Origin of the sequence: Sorangium sp. So ce367, assembly GCF_051520455.1 — a bacterium.
In the GTDB taxonomy this organism is placed as follows: Bacteria; Myxococcota_A; Polyangia; order Polyangiales; family Polyangiaceae; genus Sorangium; species Sorangium cellulosum_B.
Map to the genome: position 1 here is coordinate 2,620,915 of NZ_CP150334.1, position 15,130 is coordinate 2,636,044.

A 15,130-nucleotide genomic window follows, 5' to 3' on the forward strand; every position below is an offset into this window, starting at 1 on the left:
GGGGTGCTTTTAGTTCGCACGAGCGCCGCGGCGCTGCGCAAACAGCCAGCGCCAGGTCGCATCCTCGGCGTAGACATCGACGAACACGGCGTGCCCGCCGCGCGCGAACTCCGTGAGCGTGAGCGCCTCGTCCGCGGACGCGCCGGTGCCGGGACGCCAGACGACCCCGTCGCCATCGAACACCGCGGTCGAATCGGACCCGGGCGGATAGCTCAGCATCGGATTATCGCTCCGGGTACCCCGCAGCGCGGCGATGGCGGACACCCAGGTCGCGGACATGTAGTTCGGCACGATCTCGTCGTCGAAGGCGTGGAACGCGCGGACCGGCAGCGTGCGCAGACCCGCCGCGAGCTCACCCGTCGGCGGGCAAGCTCCGCAGATGGGCAGCGCCGCCGCCAGCCGCTCCGGATGGACAGCGGCGTAGCGCCAGGTTCCGCATCCACCCATGCTCGGACCGGTGAGATAGATGCGGTCGCGATCGATCTCGCGCGCTGCGAGCAGGTAGTCGAGGAAGGCGTCGATCTTCGCCGCGTCCCATTCGCCGGGCGACTGCGGTGCGGCGAGCAGCACGCCGGCGTCGACGAGCGGGGACGCCATGCCGAACAGGCGCGCGCGCGCCAGATAACGCAGCGGCGGCAGGCGGTGGATGATGGCGCGCGGATCGCTACCGTCACCGCGGCTGCTCCCGCCGTGCAGTACCACCAGGAGCGGGCGCGGCCCCGGCTCCGGCGGCACGTACTCGACATATCCGTACGGCGATGCCGTCGACCCGATGGGATGCGCCTGCATCATCAGGGCAGGGATCACGTAGCGCAGCGCGAGCAGCGCGAGCCCCGTCGCTGCGACGACGGCCAGCGTCGCCCTCCTCGCGCGGCGAGCCCAGCGCGGTCCTGACACGCGGCCGAGCCTACACTGCGCCGAGCAGGGGGGCCATCAGCGTGCTGCGCTCCTTCCGGCGCGAGCGTAGCTCGCCCACGGGTGGTGGTGTACTTTGGCCGAAGGTGGCGTCTTTTGAACCGCCAAGTCGCCAAAAAAACGCCAAGAAAATCATAAAAATCTTGGCGTCTTCTGGCGTCCTTGGCGGTTTTATCATTCCGGCAGGGTAGGGTAAGTACCCCACCACCCGCCCCGGATGCCCAAAGCTCGCGTCCGGCCGCCCGGCTGCTCGCCAGGCGCGCCTCGCGCGGCGAGGGAGCGTGCCAGTGCCTCGGCGCGCTCACGCCTGCGAGGTTTGCTGGTAGAGTGACGTTCTCATGCCGCGATCACCGGCACGATCAAGCCCCTCCGCCCCGCGCTGCATGAGCGCGCGGGCGACCCCGACAGACGCTGAGCCGAGGAGACCCACGTGAGCGCTCGAATCCCTCTGCAGCCCTTCCCCCAAGGCTGGTTCCAGGTCGCCGCCTCGGACGAGCTGTCCACGGGCGCGCCGATGTCGCTCCGCTGCTTCGGGCAGGATCTGGTGCTGTTCCGGACGCAGGACGGACAGGCCCGGGTCCTCGACGCCCACTGCCCTCACATGGGCGCGCACCTCGGGGTGGGCGGCCGCGTCGAGCAGGGCGGCATCCGGTGCCCGTTTCACGGATGGGTGATCTCCGGCGAAGGGAAGTGCGTGCACATCCCTTATGCGGACACGATCCCGCCGAAAGCGAGGACCCGCGCCTGGGAGGTACGGGAGCTCGACGGCCTGATCCTTGTCCACCACGCGCTCGGCGGCGAGCCCGCCGCCTTCGAGATCCCGCCGCTCGCCGAGGCGCGCTCGACGGAGTGGTCCCTGAACCTGATCAAGCGCTGGAGGGTCCGGACGCACATCCAGGAGACCCTCGAGAACATCGTGGATCCGGCCCACTTCGTCGCCGTGCACGGCATGCTCGAGCCGCCCCGGACCGAGATCGAGATCGACGGCCACATCATCCGATCCAGGTCGGCGGTGAAGCAGAAGGGCCCGGGAGGGCGGGTGGTCGACGGCACGATCACATGGGAAGGCCACGGCATGGGGTACGGGACGATCCGCTTCACCGGCATCGTCGAGCTCCTCTTCGTGAACACGGTCACGCCGATCGACGACGAGCTCGTCGACATCCGCTTCGCCTTCTGGCTGCGCAACGACGGCGCGCAGCGCCTCGGCCAGGCCCTCGCCGCGGAGGTCTGCCGGCAGCTCGAGGAGGACATCCCGATCTGGGAGAACAAGATCTACCGAGCTCAGCCCGTCCTGTGCGCCGGGGAGAAAGGCATCATGACGTTCCGCAAGTGGAGCAGCCAGTTCCTCTGACGCGCGGGGCGCGGCGGCGGAGCCTATCCGAGCGGGGCCACATCGACCGGGAGCTGGTTCAAGGGCCGCAGCACCTTGCCATCGAGGAAGGCGCGGATGTCCTCGGCCGCCTGCCCATAGACCATGCGATAACCCTCCTCGGTGACATAGCCGAGGTGCGGCGTGATCACCGTGTTGTCGAGCGCGAGCAGCGGGTGATCCGCGGGCAGCGGCTCGGGCTCGAAGACGTCGAGCGCCGCGCCGGCGATGCGCCGCGCGCGCAGGGCGGCGAGCAGCGCCGCCTCGTCGATGATGGGTCCGCGCGAGGTGTTGACGAGGAACGCGGTCGGCTTCATCCGCCCGAGCTCGGCCGCGCCGACCAGCCCGCGGGTGCGCGGGCTCAGCACGAGGTGGATGCTGACGACGTCCGCGCCGGCGAAGAGGTCGTCCTTCGCGACGAGTCGGGCGCCCACCTCGGCGGCGCGCTCGGCGGTGAGGTTCTGGCTCCAGGCGACGACCTCCATGCCGAAGGCGCGGCCCACCTGCGCGACCTGGCCGCCGAGCTTGCCGAGCCCGACGAGCCCGAGCGTCTTGCCCTTGAGGCCGAGGCCGAGCGTCGTCTGCCAGCGGCCCGCCCGCGCGGCGCGGTCCTCGGCCGGGATGTGCCGGAAGAGCGCGAGGATGAGCCCCCAGGTGAGCTCCGCCGTCGGGTAGGGCAGCATGTCGGTGCCCGAGACCTGGACGCGGCGCTCGGTCGCGGCCGCGAGGTCTATCGAGGCGTTGCGCATGCCCGCCGTGACCAGCAGCCGGAGGCCGTCGAGCCTCTCGAACAGCGCACGCGGGAACGGCGTGCGCTCGCGCATCAGCACCACGGCCTGGAAGGGGCGCAGCCGCGTGGCCAGGGCCTCGAGGTCGTCGAGGTGGTCGGTGAAGGCCTGCACCTCCGCCGCCGGGTGGAGGCTCCGCCAGTCGGCCATCCGCAGCGCCACGCCCTGGTAGTCGTCGAGGATCGCCACGCGCATGGGTGCTGCCTCTCGCATCTCGGGTGAGCTCGACTTCTAGCCGATCCCGATGGCCTCTGTTCCGGATCCCTCCGCGAGGGCAGACTGAGGAAGGTCCCCGCGTGCTCGTGCCCGCTCCCAGATCGCCCCTCTCCGGCACCGGCGCCGTCGGCGTTGGATTCCGCCCCGAGCTCGCGGCCGATCTGCTGTCCGCGCCGGGCGCGGTGGACTTCGTCGAGGTCGTCGCCGAGGCCTGCTTCGCGAGCCCGGCCGCGCGGCGCGAGGCCTCGGCCATCGCGCGCATCTGGCCGGTGGTGCCTCACGGCGTGAAGCTCTCGCTCGGCAGCGCCTCGGGCATCGACATGGATCGCGCGCGCCGCCTCGGGGCGCTCTGCCGGGAGCTCTCGGCCCCGGTCGTGAGCGAGCATGTCGCGTTCGTGCGCGGCGGCGGCCGGGAGATCGGCCACCTCACCGCCCTGCCGTACACGCTCGAGGCGGCGCGCGCCGTCGCGAAGAACGTCGCCGCCGCCCGGCGGGCGCTCCCGGACATCCCCCTGCTGCTCGAGAACGCGGCGTGCACGCTGCGGTTCCCGGGCGACGCCCTCGGGGAGGGGGACTTCTATGCCGAGGTCGTCGCCCGCACCGGGTGCGATCTGCTCCTCGACGTCGGCAACGTCTATGCGAACGCCGTCAACGCCGGCGTCGATCCGGGGGAGCTCCTCGGTTCCTACCCGCTCGAGCGCGTGGCGATGGTCCACATCGCCGGCGGCGCCGTGGAGCACGGCTTCTACTTCGACACGCATGCCCATCCGGTCCCCGCGCCGGTGTTCGCCCTGCTCGCCCAGGTTGTTGCTCGCACCGGGCCGCTCCCGATCCTCCTCGAGCGCGACGGTGACTTCCCGCCCTTTGCCGCGCTCGCGGCCGAGATCGCGACCGCGAGGGCGATCGCCCGGTCCGCGCCGTCCCGACCGACGTTGACCCGACCCACGTTGGCGGGGCCCACACCGGCCGAACCCACGTTGGCGCCGATCCGACCGGGGTTGTCCGCCTCTTGTGCCACCTTGCTGCAAAATTCTCACGACGCTTCACCCTCCGGGGCGTCGGCGCTCACCGAGGTCCAGGCCCGCGTGGCCGAGCTGCTCACCTCACCCGTCGATCCGCCGCCGGAGGCCGTGGCTCCGTTCGACGCCGAGGACGTCGCCCGGTCGCGGGCGATCCTCCAGCGCAAGCGCGTCGACGACGCGCTCCCGCTCTTGCCGCGGCTCTCGTCTCACCGCGAGGCGGCCGCGCGCCTCGGGGTCCGGTGTGTCGAGGCGTCGCCGCGGGCCCCGAGCCTCACGGCGGTCGCCGACGCGCTCCGCATCGCCGCGGCGGCGGTGGACGACGCCCGGCTCGCGCCCGAGGCGATCGTCGACCGCCTGCTGCTCCGCGCCCGCTTCGTCGGGCCCTCGGGCGACGGGAGCGTCAGGCCCAGGCTCCTGCCGTTCATTCGGCGAGAGCGGCTGCCGGGAGGTCGGGTAGTCTGGGCGATCAAGGGGATTGGCTCGAGCGCCGAGGTCCGGCTCATCGAGCCGCGAAGGTAGACCATGAACGAGGGATCCATCGCCACGGGGAGCGCCGTCTCCAGGTTGCCGGCGCCGGTGCAGGCGCGGCTCGTCGAGCTCAAGGAGAGCCTGGAGCGGACGCTCGGCGACGAGCTTTCGTGCCTGCTCGTGTACGGGAGCGCGGCGCGGGGCGGCTACCGCGACGGGCAGAGCGACGTCGATCTGATGGTGGTGCTCAAGGAGGCCTCCCGCCAGAGCCTCGACGCGATCGCCAACGCGCTCCAGATCGCGCGCTACGCGGCCCGCATCGAGGCGATGATCCTCACCGCCGCCGAGATCCCGCGGGCCGCGGACGTGTTCCCGCTGCTCTACGACGACATCCGCCGGTGCCACGTGCTCCTCTCCGGCAGCGACCCGTTCTCGGCGCTCGTGATCGACGGCAAGAACCGCCGCCTGCGGGTCGAGCAGGAGCTGCGTGAGGCGCAGATCCGCCTCCGGCGCGCGGTCGTGGACGGGATGGGCGCGGACGACGCCTTGAAGGGCGCGGTCTCCCGCAAGGTGAAGCAGATCCGCGGGGCGCTCCACGCCCTGCTCGGCCTGCACGGGATCGAGGGCGGCGACGATCTGGGCACGGTGCTCGCCGGAGCGGGCAAGCTCCTCGGCGTCGACGTGGCCCCGCTGAAGCGCGTCCACGAGGCGCCGGGCGCGGCCTACGCGGCGCTGGCGGAGCTGCTCGCGCGCGCGGTCGACGACGTCGACCGGCTGGAGCACCCGGAGGCGGCGCGATGATCCACGAGATCTTCGACTTCTTCCCGTTCGACATGGCGTCGGGGCCGGCGTTCCTGCTCTTCTATCTGGCGCTCTCGGTCTCTGGCCTCGTCGTCGCCATCCTGGTGCGCAGCGCCGTCGGCGCCTCCCTGGATCGAGCGGGGCAGGCGAGCGTCCCCGCGGGGGGCGCGCCGTACCGCTCACCGGCGTGGCGGCAGCGGCTCTCGGCGGGCTGGATCCCGCAGCCGGACGAGTACTGGGCGATCGCGTACCTCCGCGACGGGAACAAGGGCGTCGCCGCCACGCTGATCGCGGTCGCGATGGGCGCGGGCTGGCTCGTGCCCGCCGGGGACGCGAAGGACGCGCCGCAGGCGCTCCACCTCCTGGTCGGCTCGCCCCCGCCGGACCGGGTGCTCGCGGCGTTCTTCAGCTCGCTCTCGTCGAGGGGCGCGCACGGCCAGCAGACGGTGACGCTCTCGCTCGATCAGGTGCGCGCCTCCGCCGACCAGATCGCGGCCCGCTTCGAGCAGGAGCTCCGCCTCGAGCTCACCGCCGCGGGGATGCTGCGCCCGCGGGGGACGATGACGGCCCTCTCGGCCGTGGTGTGGGCGGTCGGCGTCGGCCTGCTCGGCGTGGGGCTGATCCGCGCCATCCGCGCGGAGGAGCTCGACCGGCCCTACTCGTTCCTGGTGGTGGAGATGATCGCGCTGCTCGTCGCCACGTGGATCGTTGCGCGGACCGCGAGCGCCTACAGCACCATGAAGTCGGACTACCTCAGGTGGCTCGACGACTCGACCGTCTCGCTCCGCTCCGACGTCGCGAGCGGCCGCCGCCGGCAGGCGGTGGACATCGGCTTGACGGTCGCCGCGAGCGGCACGGCGGCGCTCGCGATGTCGCCGCTCTTCGGGCCGATGGTCTACGCGATGACCCCGCCCCCCCCGGTCTCGACGGGGGGCGGCTCGTCCGGCGGATCGAGCTGCAGCTCGTCGAGCTGCGGTGGCGGCGGCGGCTGCGGCGGCGGCGGCGGCTGCGGCGGTGGTGGTGGCTGCGGCGGGTGACGCCCGCTTCGAGGTGCTCGACGCCCTCGGCCTGTGCCGGCTCACCCGGCGCACCGGCGATCTCGACGGCGCGGTGCCGCTCCGGGTGGCGAAGGCGTGTGTGCCGCTGCTCGAGGGCAACGCGTTCGGGCTCCAGATCACGCTGGCGCGGCCGATCGAGGTGCGGCGGCGCCTCGGGTCGCTCCGCGCCGAGCCGGCGGGAGAGCACCGCGAGGCGCTCGCCCGCGCCCACCGCGCCGCGCTGACGCGGCTGGTCTCGCAGGGGTTCCTGGCGCCGGAAGGGGCCTGGCACCGGGCGCTGCGCGGCGGCCTCGCCTGGACGTGCCGGAAGGGGCTGGGGCCGCCCCGCCTGCGCCTGTGGACCGGGCTCCTGGTGCGCCCCGACCCGGGCCTGTGGCTGCGCGTCGCGGGAGCAGCCAACCGCAGGAACGCGCTCATCGAGGTGAGCGAGGCGTACCTCGCCGACGACGGCGCGTTCGTCCCGCTGGTCGTCGAGCTACGCGTCCGCGACGAGGCCCCGCAGCGGCTGCAGCTCGAGGGGGAGATCGGCTGCATCGCGCCCGTGCTCGCCGACGTGCAGATCGAGGCGTGCTCGCTCGCGGACGCGCCCGAGGTGGGGCGGGCGCACGCGGAGTTCTACGACGCGAAGTACTTCGCGGTGAAGAAGGGCCAGGTGACCCGCAAGTACCGGCGGCTCGTCGGGGGCACGGCGGGTGGGCGGAACGCGAGCGCGGGCGAGGGGAGCGCGGGCGGGAAGGGCACGGGCGAGGGGAGCGCGGGCGGGGGCGCGGGCGAGGGGAGCGCGGGCGGGGAGAGCACGGGGGAGGGGAGCGCAGGGCCGGCGCGCGTGCGGCTGGTCGTCGCCGGGCCGGCGGCGCCGGAGATCACCGAGGTGACCGAGGTCACGACCGCGGCCGGGCCGGATCCGGTCCCCTGGCGCGGGGGGGCTCGGCGGCTCGCGTCGATCGTGGTGAGGAACGCCGTCCCGTTCCGCGCGACGTTCGACGGGCACACGCTGGCCGTCGCGCCGGAGGCGCCGCGCCTCGCCGACGGGGCGGCCGCGGTGGAGCGCGCGTTCGCGCGGACCTTCGGCGACGATTTCATCGCCGCGAACCGCGGGGCGCTCTGGTACCTGACGAAGTACTTCACGCCGCATCCGCCGGGCGAGCCTCACTTCTTCGTGAAGCCGTGGGCCTTCACCCGGACGCCGCCGGGCTGGTCCAGCCTGCTCGACGGCGTCAACGGCGACGGCTACGACGTGATGCGCGGCGTGGTCGCGACCGACGCGTTCTTCGCGACCCCGGCGGTGTTCCACGTGCGCCGGCTCGGGGCGCCGATCGAGGTGCCCGAGGGCGCGCCGTTGCTCCGGATCGTGCCCATCCCGCGCGACCTGCTCCGGGCCGGCTTCCGGGAGGCCCGGTTCCTCGATGCGTGAGCGGAGGCGTTCATGATGGATCGATGGATCTGGCCCGGGCCGGAGGGCGGTCCGGCGCGGCTCTTCGACGAGCTCGCGGCGCGCGGCTTCTCTGTGCTCCGCGGCGACGCGGCGCTGGCGCCGGAGGAGGCCGCGCGGGCGCCGTGGGGCTTCGCCGAGCGGCTCCTCGGGGCAAGGCCGCTCCTTGTGGAGCGGCAGCCGATCAAGGCCGTGCCGGGCGGCAGGTCGTTCGCCGCGAGCTCCGCTGCGGCGCCGCTCCACACCGACAGCCAGTGCTTCGCGGGCGCGCCTCCGGCGGTGCAGATCATGGCCTGCATCAGGCCGGCGGAGCGCGGCGGCGGCTGCCTCCTGCTCGACGGCTGGCCGCTGCTCTCGGCGATCGAGCGCGCCGATCCCGGGCTCTTCCGCGCGCTCTTCACGGTGTACAGGCGCATCCCGTTCGTCTTCGGCGACTTCTTCGGGCCCACGGTGTCGCTCCGCGGCGGCGCGCTCGCGCTCACGCACGCGCCGGTCGTGCCGCCGGGGGACGCGCTCGCCGCGCGCCTCGCGCGGTTCATCGAGGCGTCGCGACGCGAGGTGATCGAGCTGTCGCTGGGCCCGGCGGACATCCTGGTCGTCGACAACCGGCGCATGCTGCACGGGCGGCAGGCGTTCGAGGGGGCGCGCGAGTTCGTGCGGCTGCTCGTCTGGACGGAGGCGCGGCTCCCGTCGCCGCCCGCGTACAACGCGCTCGCCGCGGAGGTCGCCGAGGCTGCCGCGCGCCGCCTCGCCGGAGCGCCGCGGGCCACGCGGCGGCGGCTCGGCCTGGGCGCGCCGCCGCTTCCCGAGGCCCGCCGCCGCCTCGGCCTGGTCCTGGAGATGCTGCGCGGCGTCCCGCCGGGCGTGCTCGCCGCGCGCGAGCGCATCCCCGAGCCCGAGCTCTACCGTCTCCGCGACGCGGCGCTCGCCGCCGCGGAGGAGGCGCTCTCGGGCGACGCGGAGGGCGCGGACGACGGCGCGCTGGGCGAGGCGATCGGGCGGATGAGCCGGGGGTGAGCCGCGCTTGCGCCGGGCGGCACCCGGATGCTGTGCGGAGGAGAGCCGTGTCCATCGGGCGGAAGCTGCGTGGACGGCGCTGTGGACGTCCGCCGGGTCGATGCGGTCGAGGCTGCGCTGGCCTGTCCATCGGCTCCGCCGAGCGGCATGGTACAGTGTGGCCATGAGCGCAGGTGATGAGGCTGCGGAAGCGCGGCGGTTGGCTCGCGCGGGCTGGATGATGCGGGTCTTTCGACCAGGAGAGGACGAGGCGCAAGCGGAAGCGGACGCCCTCTTCTGGAGCTCCATCCCCATTCACCAGCGTGCCGAGGTCACCTGGAAGCTAAGTCAGGAGCTGTTCGAGCTGGCCTTCCCGGGATCCGCCCATGAACGAAGACTTCCTCGATCTGATTTCCGCCCTGTGCGCCGTTGACGCGAAGTTCTTGGTGATCGGGGCCTACGCCGTCGGCGTGCATGGCCGCCCGCGCGCGACCAAGGACCTCGATATCTGGGTCGAAGCGAGCCCTGAGAACGCGGCGCGGGTGATGGATGCTTTGCGTCGGTTCGGGGCACCGCTCTCGGAGTTGACGGAGCAGGAGCTCGCTACGCCGGGCATCGGGTTCATGATGGGCGTGCCGCCGCGACGTATCGATGTCCTGACGCAGATCTCCGGCGTCGAGTTTGGCGAGGCGTGGCCACGCCGCGTCGAGGTAGCGTTTGCAGAGAACGTCCGTTGTCCGGTCATCGCGATCGAGGACCTCATCGCGAACAAGCGCGCCGCAGATCGACCTCAGGATCGCGCTGATGTCGAGGCGCTGGAGCGCCTCCTTCGGCTCCAGCGCGGTTGATTGACGTCCAAACCGCGCCGAGAGACTTGCGCCATCCGAAACGGGCTGCCTCGAGCTACCTGACGCGTGGCTCGACGAGAACGCCGAGGACGGCTACCTGGGCGTTCTTCTCGCGCAGCAGTTCCCCGATCTCGTGGTCGTGGGCCGCTGAGCGCGCGACGCCATCTCGACACGCCGCCGCAGCCCGAGTCCCGCGGCCGCTTCGGTCTGGTCCTGGAGATGCTGCGCGGCGTTCTGCCGGGCTTGCTCGCCGCCCCCAAGCGCATCCCCGAGCCCGAACTCTACCGCCTCGGCGATGCGGCGCTTGCCGCCGCGTCGCCGAGGTGCTCGCGGGCGATCCGGAGGGCGCGGACGACAGCGCGCAGGCCGAGGCGATCGCGCGGATGAGCCGGGGGTGAGGGGCCGGCGGCACTGCCGCCCGGCTCGCCATCAAGGAGGCCGGTCGGCAGGAAGGCCGCCACTCGCGGGCATGCGGCGAGCGGGACCGTGGCGCGAGTGATACTGGATAGACTGGATATCGAGCCCTGGAACATACAAACGTGCCAAGAACGCATCCGCGTGCCCCGCGTACGCGTCGCGCCGGCGGGCCCATGCCGCCCCGCTGGTGATGGGGCAGCGGCCTTCCGGTGTTGTCCCCAAGCTCGGAGAGGGTAAGATGCCGGAATGTCAAACTTGATCATTCCGCAGACCCCGGCCGCCAGCCTGACGACGTCCGTGGCGAGTCTGGCGCGCCCTGTCGCCGATTTTCTCGCGTACCACGACCTTCCGACGGAGAACGTCCTCAACCCCGTCGATGAGCGCAAGACAGTCATCGATGCCTTTGAGAACGCGATTAGTGTCCTTCCGAAGGCCGAGCGCGAGAAAGCCTATTACCTGAGCAAATTTGTTGTCGCAATCTCCGTCGGGATCTTCGATGCTGCACTGTCCTATCTCTGGGATGAAACGATTCTTGCTTTGCGACGCCTCGTGGAGCAGACCGATCTCCCATATTTTTTCGACGTTGCAGAGAAGAGTCCTAGCCGGCGAAGCCGCCTGATTACGGCTGAGGATCTTCCGCGCATTGACGATGCTGTGCTGATCGAAACGTGCGTTCGGATCGGCCTGCTCACGGGGGTCAACGGCGAGCGTTTGCGGCACATTAATTTTATGCGTAACCATGCGAGTGCTGCTCATCCAAATGTCGCAGAGCTGAACGGTGCAGAAATGGTCGGGTGGCTGTCAAATTGCCTCCGACATGCAATCACCGCCAAGCCGGATCCTGCCGCATTGCAGATGCATCACTTCCTGGTGACTGTGCGGGAGCGGGCAATCGAACCGGCCGACGTGACTCTTCATGAGCAGGAGTTGCGCAAGATGCAGGCCGACCGCGTTGATGATCTTCTTTGGACGCTTTTTGGCATGTACGCGGACCCGAACCTGGCCGCCCAAGCTCGGACCAACATTGATCGCTTGGCGCCGATCGTGTGGAAGCTCGCATCGGACCAGCGCAAGTTCAACGTGGGAGTTCGACACGCGGAATATGCGCGTCGTAGCGACGTCCCGCGCCGTGATCTGGCGATGGCATTCCTCAAGAATGTCGGCGGAGAGGCCTACCGGGCAACCGATATTTTAACCGCGGATTTGATTGAAAAGATCCGGGCGCTGCGTGCGGCACACAATGGCCAGAGAAATTTCTACGAGGAGGCAGCCCCCGCTGCAGCTCTGGAAGAGTCCTTGCCTCGAAATGGGGTCGTCCCGAAACCGGTGCTGTATGACTGGGTATCAATTGTTGCGCAGTGCTACATTGGAAATGGACTTGGTTACTACGAGGGGGTCGACCGCGGCGCCTTGGTGTTCTATGAAAAATACATCGAACGTTTCGGCGAACGTGAGATCGTTGAGTTTTTTGCGGGCGATGGCCGACCCGGTTTTCGTGGCCGACCTGACGCAGCCGAAAGCCCAGTCGCGTCTGTTGACCCTCGCGAAGATACTTCGCGTCAAAGCACAGGATACCTATATTCAGCAGGCGCTCGATCTCATCATCAAGACCAATCCTAACGTAGTCCGGAACGTCGGTAACGTGACGACGTACAAGGGGCTGCTCGGAAATCTCCCGACTCTTCCGTAGATTACGGGTGCCGCCCAAATTCGCGCTGCACCCGGCTGTCTGTCCCGTTGCGCGAAGCCCGGCTGGGTGCCCGCCGATGAGCGGGTAGCCGTTGGGCGGCGTGAGAGGCTCGACCCCTCGACCAGTGCACCGATCCTAGAGCGATTCGCGATTGGGTTTGGTACAGACCGTGCCCCTCGAGCTGGGCGTTGGCGGATCCCGAGCGCGACTTTTGCGAGGCGTGCGAGCCCGCGGCGCACGGCTCCGAGGCGTGCCCCTGCGCTGCGGTCTGGGACGAGGAGGTCGGTCGAGGTAACCCGCATGGCGGAACCAGCCTTCGGCGTCCTTCGGCGTCACCTGGTGGAGGGCCCTGTCCATCGCGTCGAGCACGCCCACCACGGTCCGCTGCCCAGCGGTGCGGAGGGTCTGCTTGATCTTGCTGCCACACTCTTCCACCGGCGAGAAATCCGGCGAGTAAGGCGGCAGCGGGTGGTAGTCGGCACCCGTCGCCTCGATGGCCGCGCGGACCTCGGGGTATAGATGTGGCTTGAGTCGATCCACGAGCACGATGTCGCCAGGCCGCAGCACCGGAGCCAGATATTCCTGGGCGTACGTCTCAAATCGAGGACGATTCATGGCGCCTTCGAAGACCACCGGCGCCACCACCCCCTGCAGCCCCAGCCCGAGCACCAGCGTCAGGTTCGGGTCCGCGTTCGCCGGCGCCTTGCCGTAGGCCCGCTGCCCGCTCAGGGCGTAGCCATAGAGCCGGGTCATGCCCAGGTTGGCGCCGAACTCGTCGACGAAGATCAAGCGGCGCGCATCTGTGGTCCCCGCCCAATTTTGAAAACTCGCGCGGGCCTGTTGAACGTCCGGGCGGTCTTGCTCGCTGGCACCCAACGTCCTTTTTTTCGGGTGATCCCCATCCGGTGCAGCGTACGGCTCATCGTCGAGACGCTGACGTGCACATGGTGACGCTGCTCCATCTGCTCGATCAGTTCCGCCAATGTCCGGTCGTTCTTCTCTTCCAGCAGCTTAATCAGTGCCCGCTCGTCCGTCTCGTCGAACTTCCGTGGCGTGCCGCCGCCGTGCGGACTCGGCGCGAGGTCGCCCGTGGCGCGCAGCTGCGTGAGATAGTTCTGCACCGTGTTCGGGGCGACCTCGAACCGCTCGGCCAGCTCCCGGATACTTCCTTCACGGTTCTGGTAGGCGTCGATGATCCGCTGCCGCAGATGGATGCTGTACGGGCCCATGCGGTAGGCAGCAGCATCAGCGATGCCACCGTCCCGCCCGACCATGCTCAGCTTGTACCAAGCTCAACTGCAAATCGCTCTAGCCATAGGAGAAGCGGAAGGCGCCGCCGCGCGATCAGCGCACCCGGCCGCGCCCCCGCGCGCGCTTCGGTGTTGGTGCGGCGCGGCCGCCGGGATACGCTCTCGAGGCATGGCGTCACGTCCTCTCGGAACGGCTTCGCTGTGCGGGCTCCTCCTTGCCTGCGCGGCGTGCCGCCCGGCGGTGCCGCCGCTGCCGGCGCAGGTCCGCATCTCCATCGACGGCGCCGTCATCAGCCCGGCCAAGGCGGACGGCCGTCAATGGGACGGCATGGGCGCGGTCCCGGCGGAGGCGCTCACCGCCATCGGCGGCCTGCTCCGCACGAAGCACCCTGTCGCGGCGGCCGCCAGCGTGGCCGGCTTCGCCGCGGAGGCGGCGGGGGCAGGGACCGAGCCGCCGGAGCCCTTCGGCTCGGCGGAGCTGTTCGCGGGCGGCCGGTCGCTCGGGAGGCGCGCGCTGGACCGCCCGGGGCAACGCGACACCTGCACGCCCGGATGGAAAGGCCCGCCGACCTGGTACCGCGTGCCGCTCGCGCCGGATGTCCACCTGAGCGGTGAGCTCATCGACAGGGACCTCGTGAACGACGACTTCATCGGGAGGTTCGCGATCAACCACGCTCACCTCGTCGAGGCGCTCCGAGCGCGCACGGTCTATCCGGTGGCGGTCGACAACCAAGCCGCCGGACAGGTGCTGTTCGTCTGGATCGAGGTCTGGCCGGACTAGACGCCTGCGCGCGCTAGGGAAGCGCGGCAGGCACCGCTTCGACCCGCGTGCTGACGACCCTCCGGCGCTGCGCGCCGATGTTCGCGAGATCGAGGAGAAACGTCAGCTTCGGCAGCTTCAGGCCAGGCGACGGCGCGAGATGAGGCGACCTGAGGTGATCGTCCAGCGAGTCTTCGCGGATGATCGACCTGCCGGCTCCAGGTTTCATCGTCGGCGTCGGGATCCCGTGCGACGTGCCATCCGGCATGACGACCCGGCTGGTCACGTGGACGGTCACCCTGCTCCCGGCGGCAAAATCGCCGTTCATCGCCAGCGCTCGCCCGGAGAATCGCTTCAAAACGGCCTGGGCGACGCGCCGGAAGTCGTCGCCGTTCCCCGTGTTCGCCTTGAGGAAGCGCGCCGAGACCAGCCGTCCCTTCGCGTCCAGCGTGAGCTCGAACGAGCTCTCGGAGTCCGGCGGCACGACGGATGACGACACCTCCTCCGCGACAGCCGAGGCGAGCACGCCCGCCGCGGGGAAGACCAGGACCGGATCTCGCCCGCCCTTGTCCGTGCCCCTCCCCGCGGAGCGCTCGGGGACGGGGCGCACCGGGGCGCGGGGGCGCTCGGCAGCGCGGGGATGCACCGGGGGCTCTACCGGCAAGACACCTGGCAATGCCCAGATCGGCGCGCTGCCCAGGCCTGGAGGTGCCGCGGCGGGGGGAGGCGCGTCGGGCGCGCCCGGGGGCGTGTGGGCGGCGTCCGGCGGCGCGTGGGCAGCCTCTGGCGGCGCGTGGGCGGCGTCCGGCAGCGCGTGAGCCGCGTCCGGCGGCGCGTGATCGTGGGTCGCCGCGCCGGAGCGCGATGCTCGCGCAGGCGGCGCCTCGGACAGCGCTCGGCCCCGCTCTCTCGGCGCGGCATGCGAGAAGCCGGGATCGACGCCCGTTGCCCGGGCGAGGACATGGCGGGGCTCCGTCGCTCGGGCTTCCGGCGTCCTGGGTTCGTCCAGCAAGACATCGGTGTCTAGCACTAGGAGCGGTTCGAGCTGGTCGCTCGCGCCGGCCCGCGCCGGCGCCTCGAGGCCCTCCGGCACGAGC

The 15,130-nt window shown here is 71.0% G+C and carries 14 protein-coding genes; 9 read left to right on the plus strand and 5 right to left on the minus strand.

Annotated elements, in window-relative coordinates; all coding sequences use genetic code 11:
- Window positions 1-9: 9 nt before the first annotated feature.
- Window positions 10-897, minus strand: a complete 888-nt coding sequence (locus tag WME97_RS10175) for a hypothetical protein (RefSeq protein ID WP_437551558.1) — start codon at window positions 895-897, stop codon at window positions 10-12.
- Between the two features lie 448 nt (window positions 898-1,345).
- Here WME97_RS10175 and WME97_RS10180 point away from each other — a divergent pair, with 448 nt between their 5' ends.
- Window positions 1,346-2,269, plus strand: coding sequence for a Rieske 2Fe-2S domain-containing protein (locus tag WME97_RS10180; protein ID WP_437551560.1), 924 nt, complete (start codon window positions 1,346-1,348; stop codon window positions 2,267-2,269).
- A 23-nt stretch (window positions 2,270-2,292) separates the two neighbouring features.
- On the opposite strand, the gene WME97_RS10185 is transcribed toward WME97_RS10180, so the two are convergent.
- On the minus strand, window positions 2,293-3,270 hold the full coding sequence (locus WME97_RS10185) for a D-2-hydroxyacid dehydrogenase family protein (RefSeq protein ID WP_437551562.1): 978 nt from the start codon (window positions 3,268-3,270) through the stop codon (window positions 2,293-2,295).
- 101 nt (window positions 3,271-3,371) lie between these two features.
- On the opposite strand from WME97_RS10185, the gene WME97_RS10190 reads away from it, so the two are divergent.
- The 7 genes from WME97_RS10190 to WME97_RS10220 all read left to right on the plus strand — a co-directional run bounded on the left by WME97_RS10190 (window position 3,372) and on the right by WME97_RS10220 (window position 11,953).
- Window positions 3,372-4,832, plus strand: coding sequence for a multinuclear nonheme iron-dependent oxidase (locus WME97_RS10190; RefSeq protein ID WP_437551564.1), 1,461 nt, complete (start codon window positions 3,372-3,374; stop codon window positions 4,830-4,832).
- A 3-nt stretch (window positions 4,833-4,835) separates the two neighbouring features.
- Window positions 4,836-5,582 carry a nucleotidyltransferase domain-containing protein gene (locus WME97_RS10195; RefSeq protein ID WP_437551565.1) on the plus strand — a complete coding sequence of 249 codons (747 nt, stop codon included), beginning with the start codon at window positions 4,836-4,838 and terminating at the stop codon, window positions 5,580-5,582.
- Window positions 5,579-6,619, plus strand: a complete 1,041-nt coding sequence (locus WME97_RS10200) for a hypothetical protein (protein ID WP_437551567.1) — start codon at window positions 5,579-5,581, stop codon at window positions 6,617-6,619. The genes WME97_RS10195 and WME97_RS10200 overlap by 4 nt, the downstream gene beginning before the upstream one ends.
- Window positions 6,558-8,054 (plus strand): hypothetical protein, encoded by a 1,497-nt coding sequence (locus WME97_RS10205; protein ID WP_437551569.1) that lies wholly within the window; start codon window positions 6,558-6,560, stop codon window positions 8,052-8,054. The genes WME97_RS10200 and WME97_RS10205 overlap by 62 nt, the downstream gene beginning before the upstream one ends.
- A 12-nt stretch (window positions 8,055-8,066) precedes the next feature.
- On the plus strand, window positions 8,067-9,089 hold the full coding sequence (locus tag WME97_RS10210; protein ID WP_437551571.1) for a TauD/TfdA family dioxygenase: 1,023 nt from the start codon (window positions 8,067-8,069) through the stop codon (window positions 9,087-9,089).
- Window positions 9,090-9,454: 365 nt separating this feature from the next.
- Window positions 9,455-9,916: a DUF6036 family nucleotidyltransferase gene (locus tag WME97_RS10215; RefSeq protein ID WP_437551573.1), complete on the plus strand. Its 462-nt coding sequence runs from the start codon at window positions 9,455-9,457 to the stop codon at window positions 9,914-9,916.
- Between the two features lie 663 nt (window positions 9,917-10,579).
- Window positions 10,580-11,953, plus strand: coding sequence for a hypothetical protein (locus WME97_RS10220; protein ID WP_437551575.1), 1,374 nt, complete (start codon window positions 10,580-10,582; stop codon window positions 11,951-11,953).
- A 205-nt stretch (window positions 11,954-12,158) separates the two neighbouring features.
- Here WME97_RS10220 and WME97_RS10225 read toward each other — a convergent pair whose 3' ends face one another.
- Together WME97_RS10225 and WME97_RS10230 are read right to left on the minus strand one after the other, a co-directional pair.
- Window positions 12,159-12,812 carry a transposase gene (locus WME97_RS10225; protein ID WP_437542332.1) on the minus strand — a complete coding sequence of 218 codons (654 nt, stop codon included), beginning with the start codon at window positions 12,810-12,812 and terminating at the stop codon, window positions 12,159-12,161.
- Window positions 12,809-13,297, minus strand: coding sequence for a helix-turn-helix domain-containing protein (locus WME97_RS10230; RefSeq protein WP_437541932.1), 489 nt, complete (start codon window positions 13,295-13,297; stop codon window positions 12,809-12,811). Before WME97_RS10230 ends, WME97_RS10225 begins: the two co-directional genes overlap by 4 nt.
- A gap of 145 nt (window positions 13,298-13,442) precedes the next feature.
- Between WME97_RS10230 and WME97_RS10235 the strand changes: the two genes are divergently transcribed.
- On the plus strand, window positions 13,443-14,054 hold the full coding sequence (locus WME97_RS10235) for a hypothetical protein (protein WP_437551577.1): 612 nt from the start codon (window positions 13,443-13,445) through the stop codon (window positions 14,052-14,054).
- A 13-nt stretch (window positions 14,055-14,067) separates the two neighbouring features.
- Here the strand turns inward: WME97_RS10235 and WME97_RS10240 are convergent, their stop codons facing one another.
- The gene (locus WME97_RS10240; protein WP_437551579.1) at window positions 14,068-14,679 is read right to left on the minus strand and encodes a hypothetical protein; all 612 of its coding nucleotides are present in this window, start codon (window positions 14,677-14,679) and stop codon (window positions 14,068-14,070) included.
- Window positions 14,680-15,130 lie beyond the last annotated feature (451 nt).

What these genes read in the sequence shown, in the direction of transcription:
- WME97_RS10185 (WP_437551562.1), bottom strand. Translation starts at nt 3,270, where the DNA reads ATGCGCGTGGCGATCCTCGACGACTACCAGGGCGTGGCGCTGCGGATG.
- WME97_RS10195 (WP_437551565.1), top strand. Translation starts at nt 4,836, where the DNA reads ATGAACGAGGGATCCATCGCCACGGGGAGCGCCGTCTCCAGGTTGCCG.
- WME97_RS10200 (WP_437551567.1), top strand. Translation starts at nt 5,579, where the DNA reads ATGATCCACGAGATCTTCGACTTCTTCCCGTTCGACATGGCGTCGGGG.
- WME97_RS10210 (WP_437551571.1), top strand. Translation starts at nt 8,067, where the DNA reads ATGATGGATCGATGGATCTGGCCCGGGCCGGAGGGCGGTCCGGCGCGG.
- WME97_RS10215 (WP_437551573.1), top strand. Translation starts at nt 9,455, where the DNA reads ATGAACGAAGACTTCCTCGATCTGATTTCCGCCCTGTGCGCCGTTGAC.
- WME97_RS10220 (WP_437551575.1), top strand. Translation starts at nt 10,580, where the DNA reads ATGTCAAACTTGATCATTCCGCAGACCCCGGCCGCCAGCCTGACGACG.
- WME97_RS10230 (WP_437541932.1), bottom strand. Translation starts at nt 13,297, where the DNA reads ATGGTCGGGCGGGACGGTGGCATCGCTGATGCTGCTGCCTACCGCATG.
- WME97_RS10235 (WP_437551577.1), top strand. Translation starts at nt 13,443, where the DNA reads ATGGCGTCACGTCCTCTCGGAACGGCTTCGCTGTGCGGGCTCCTCCTT.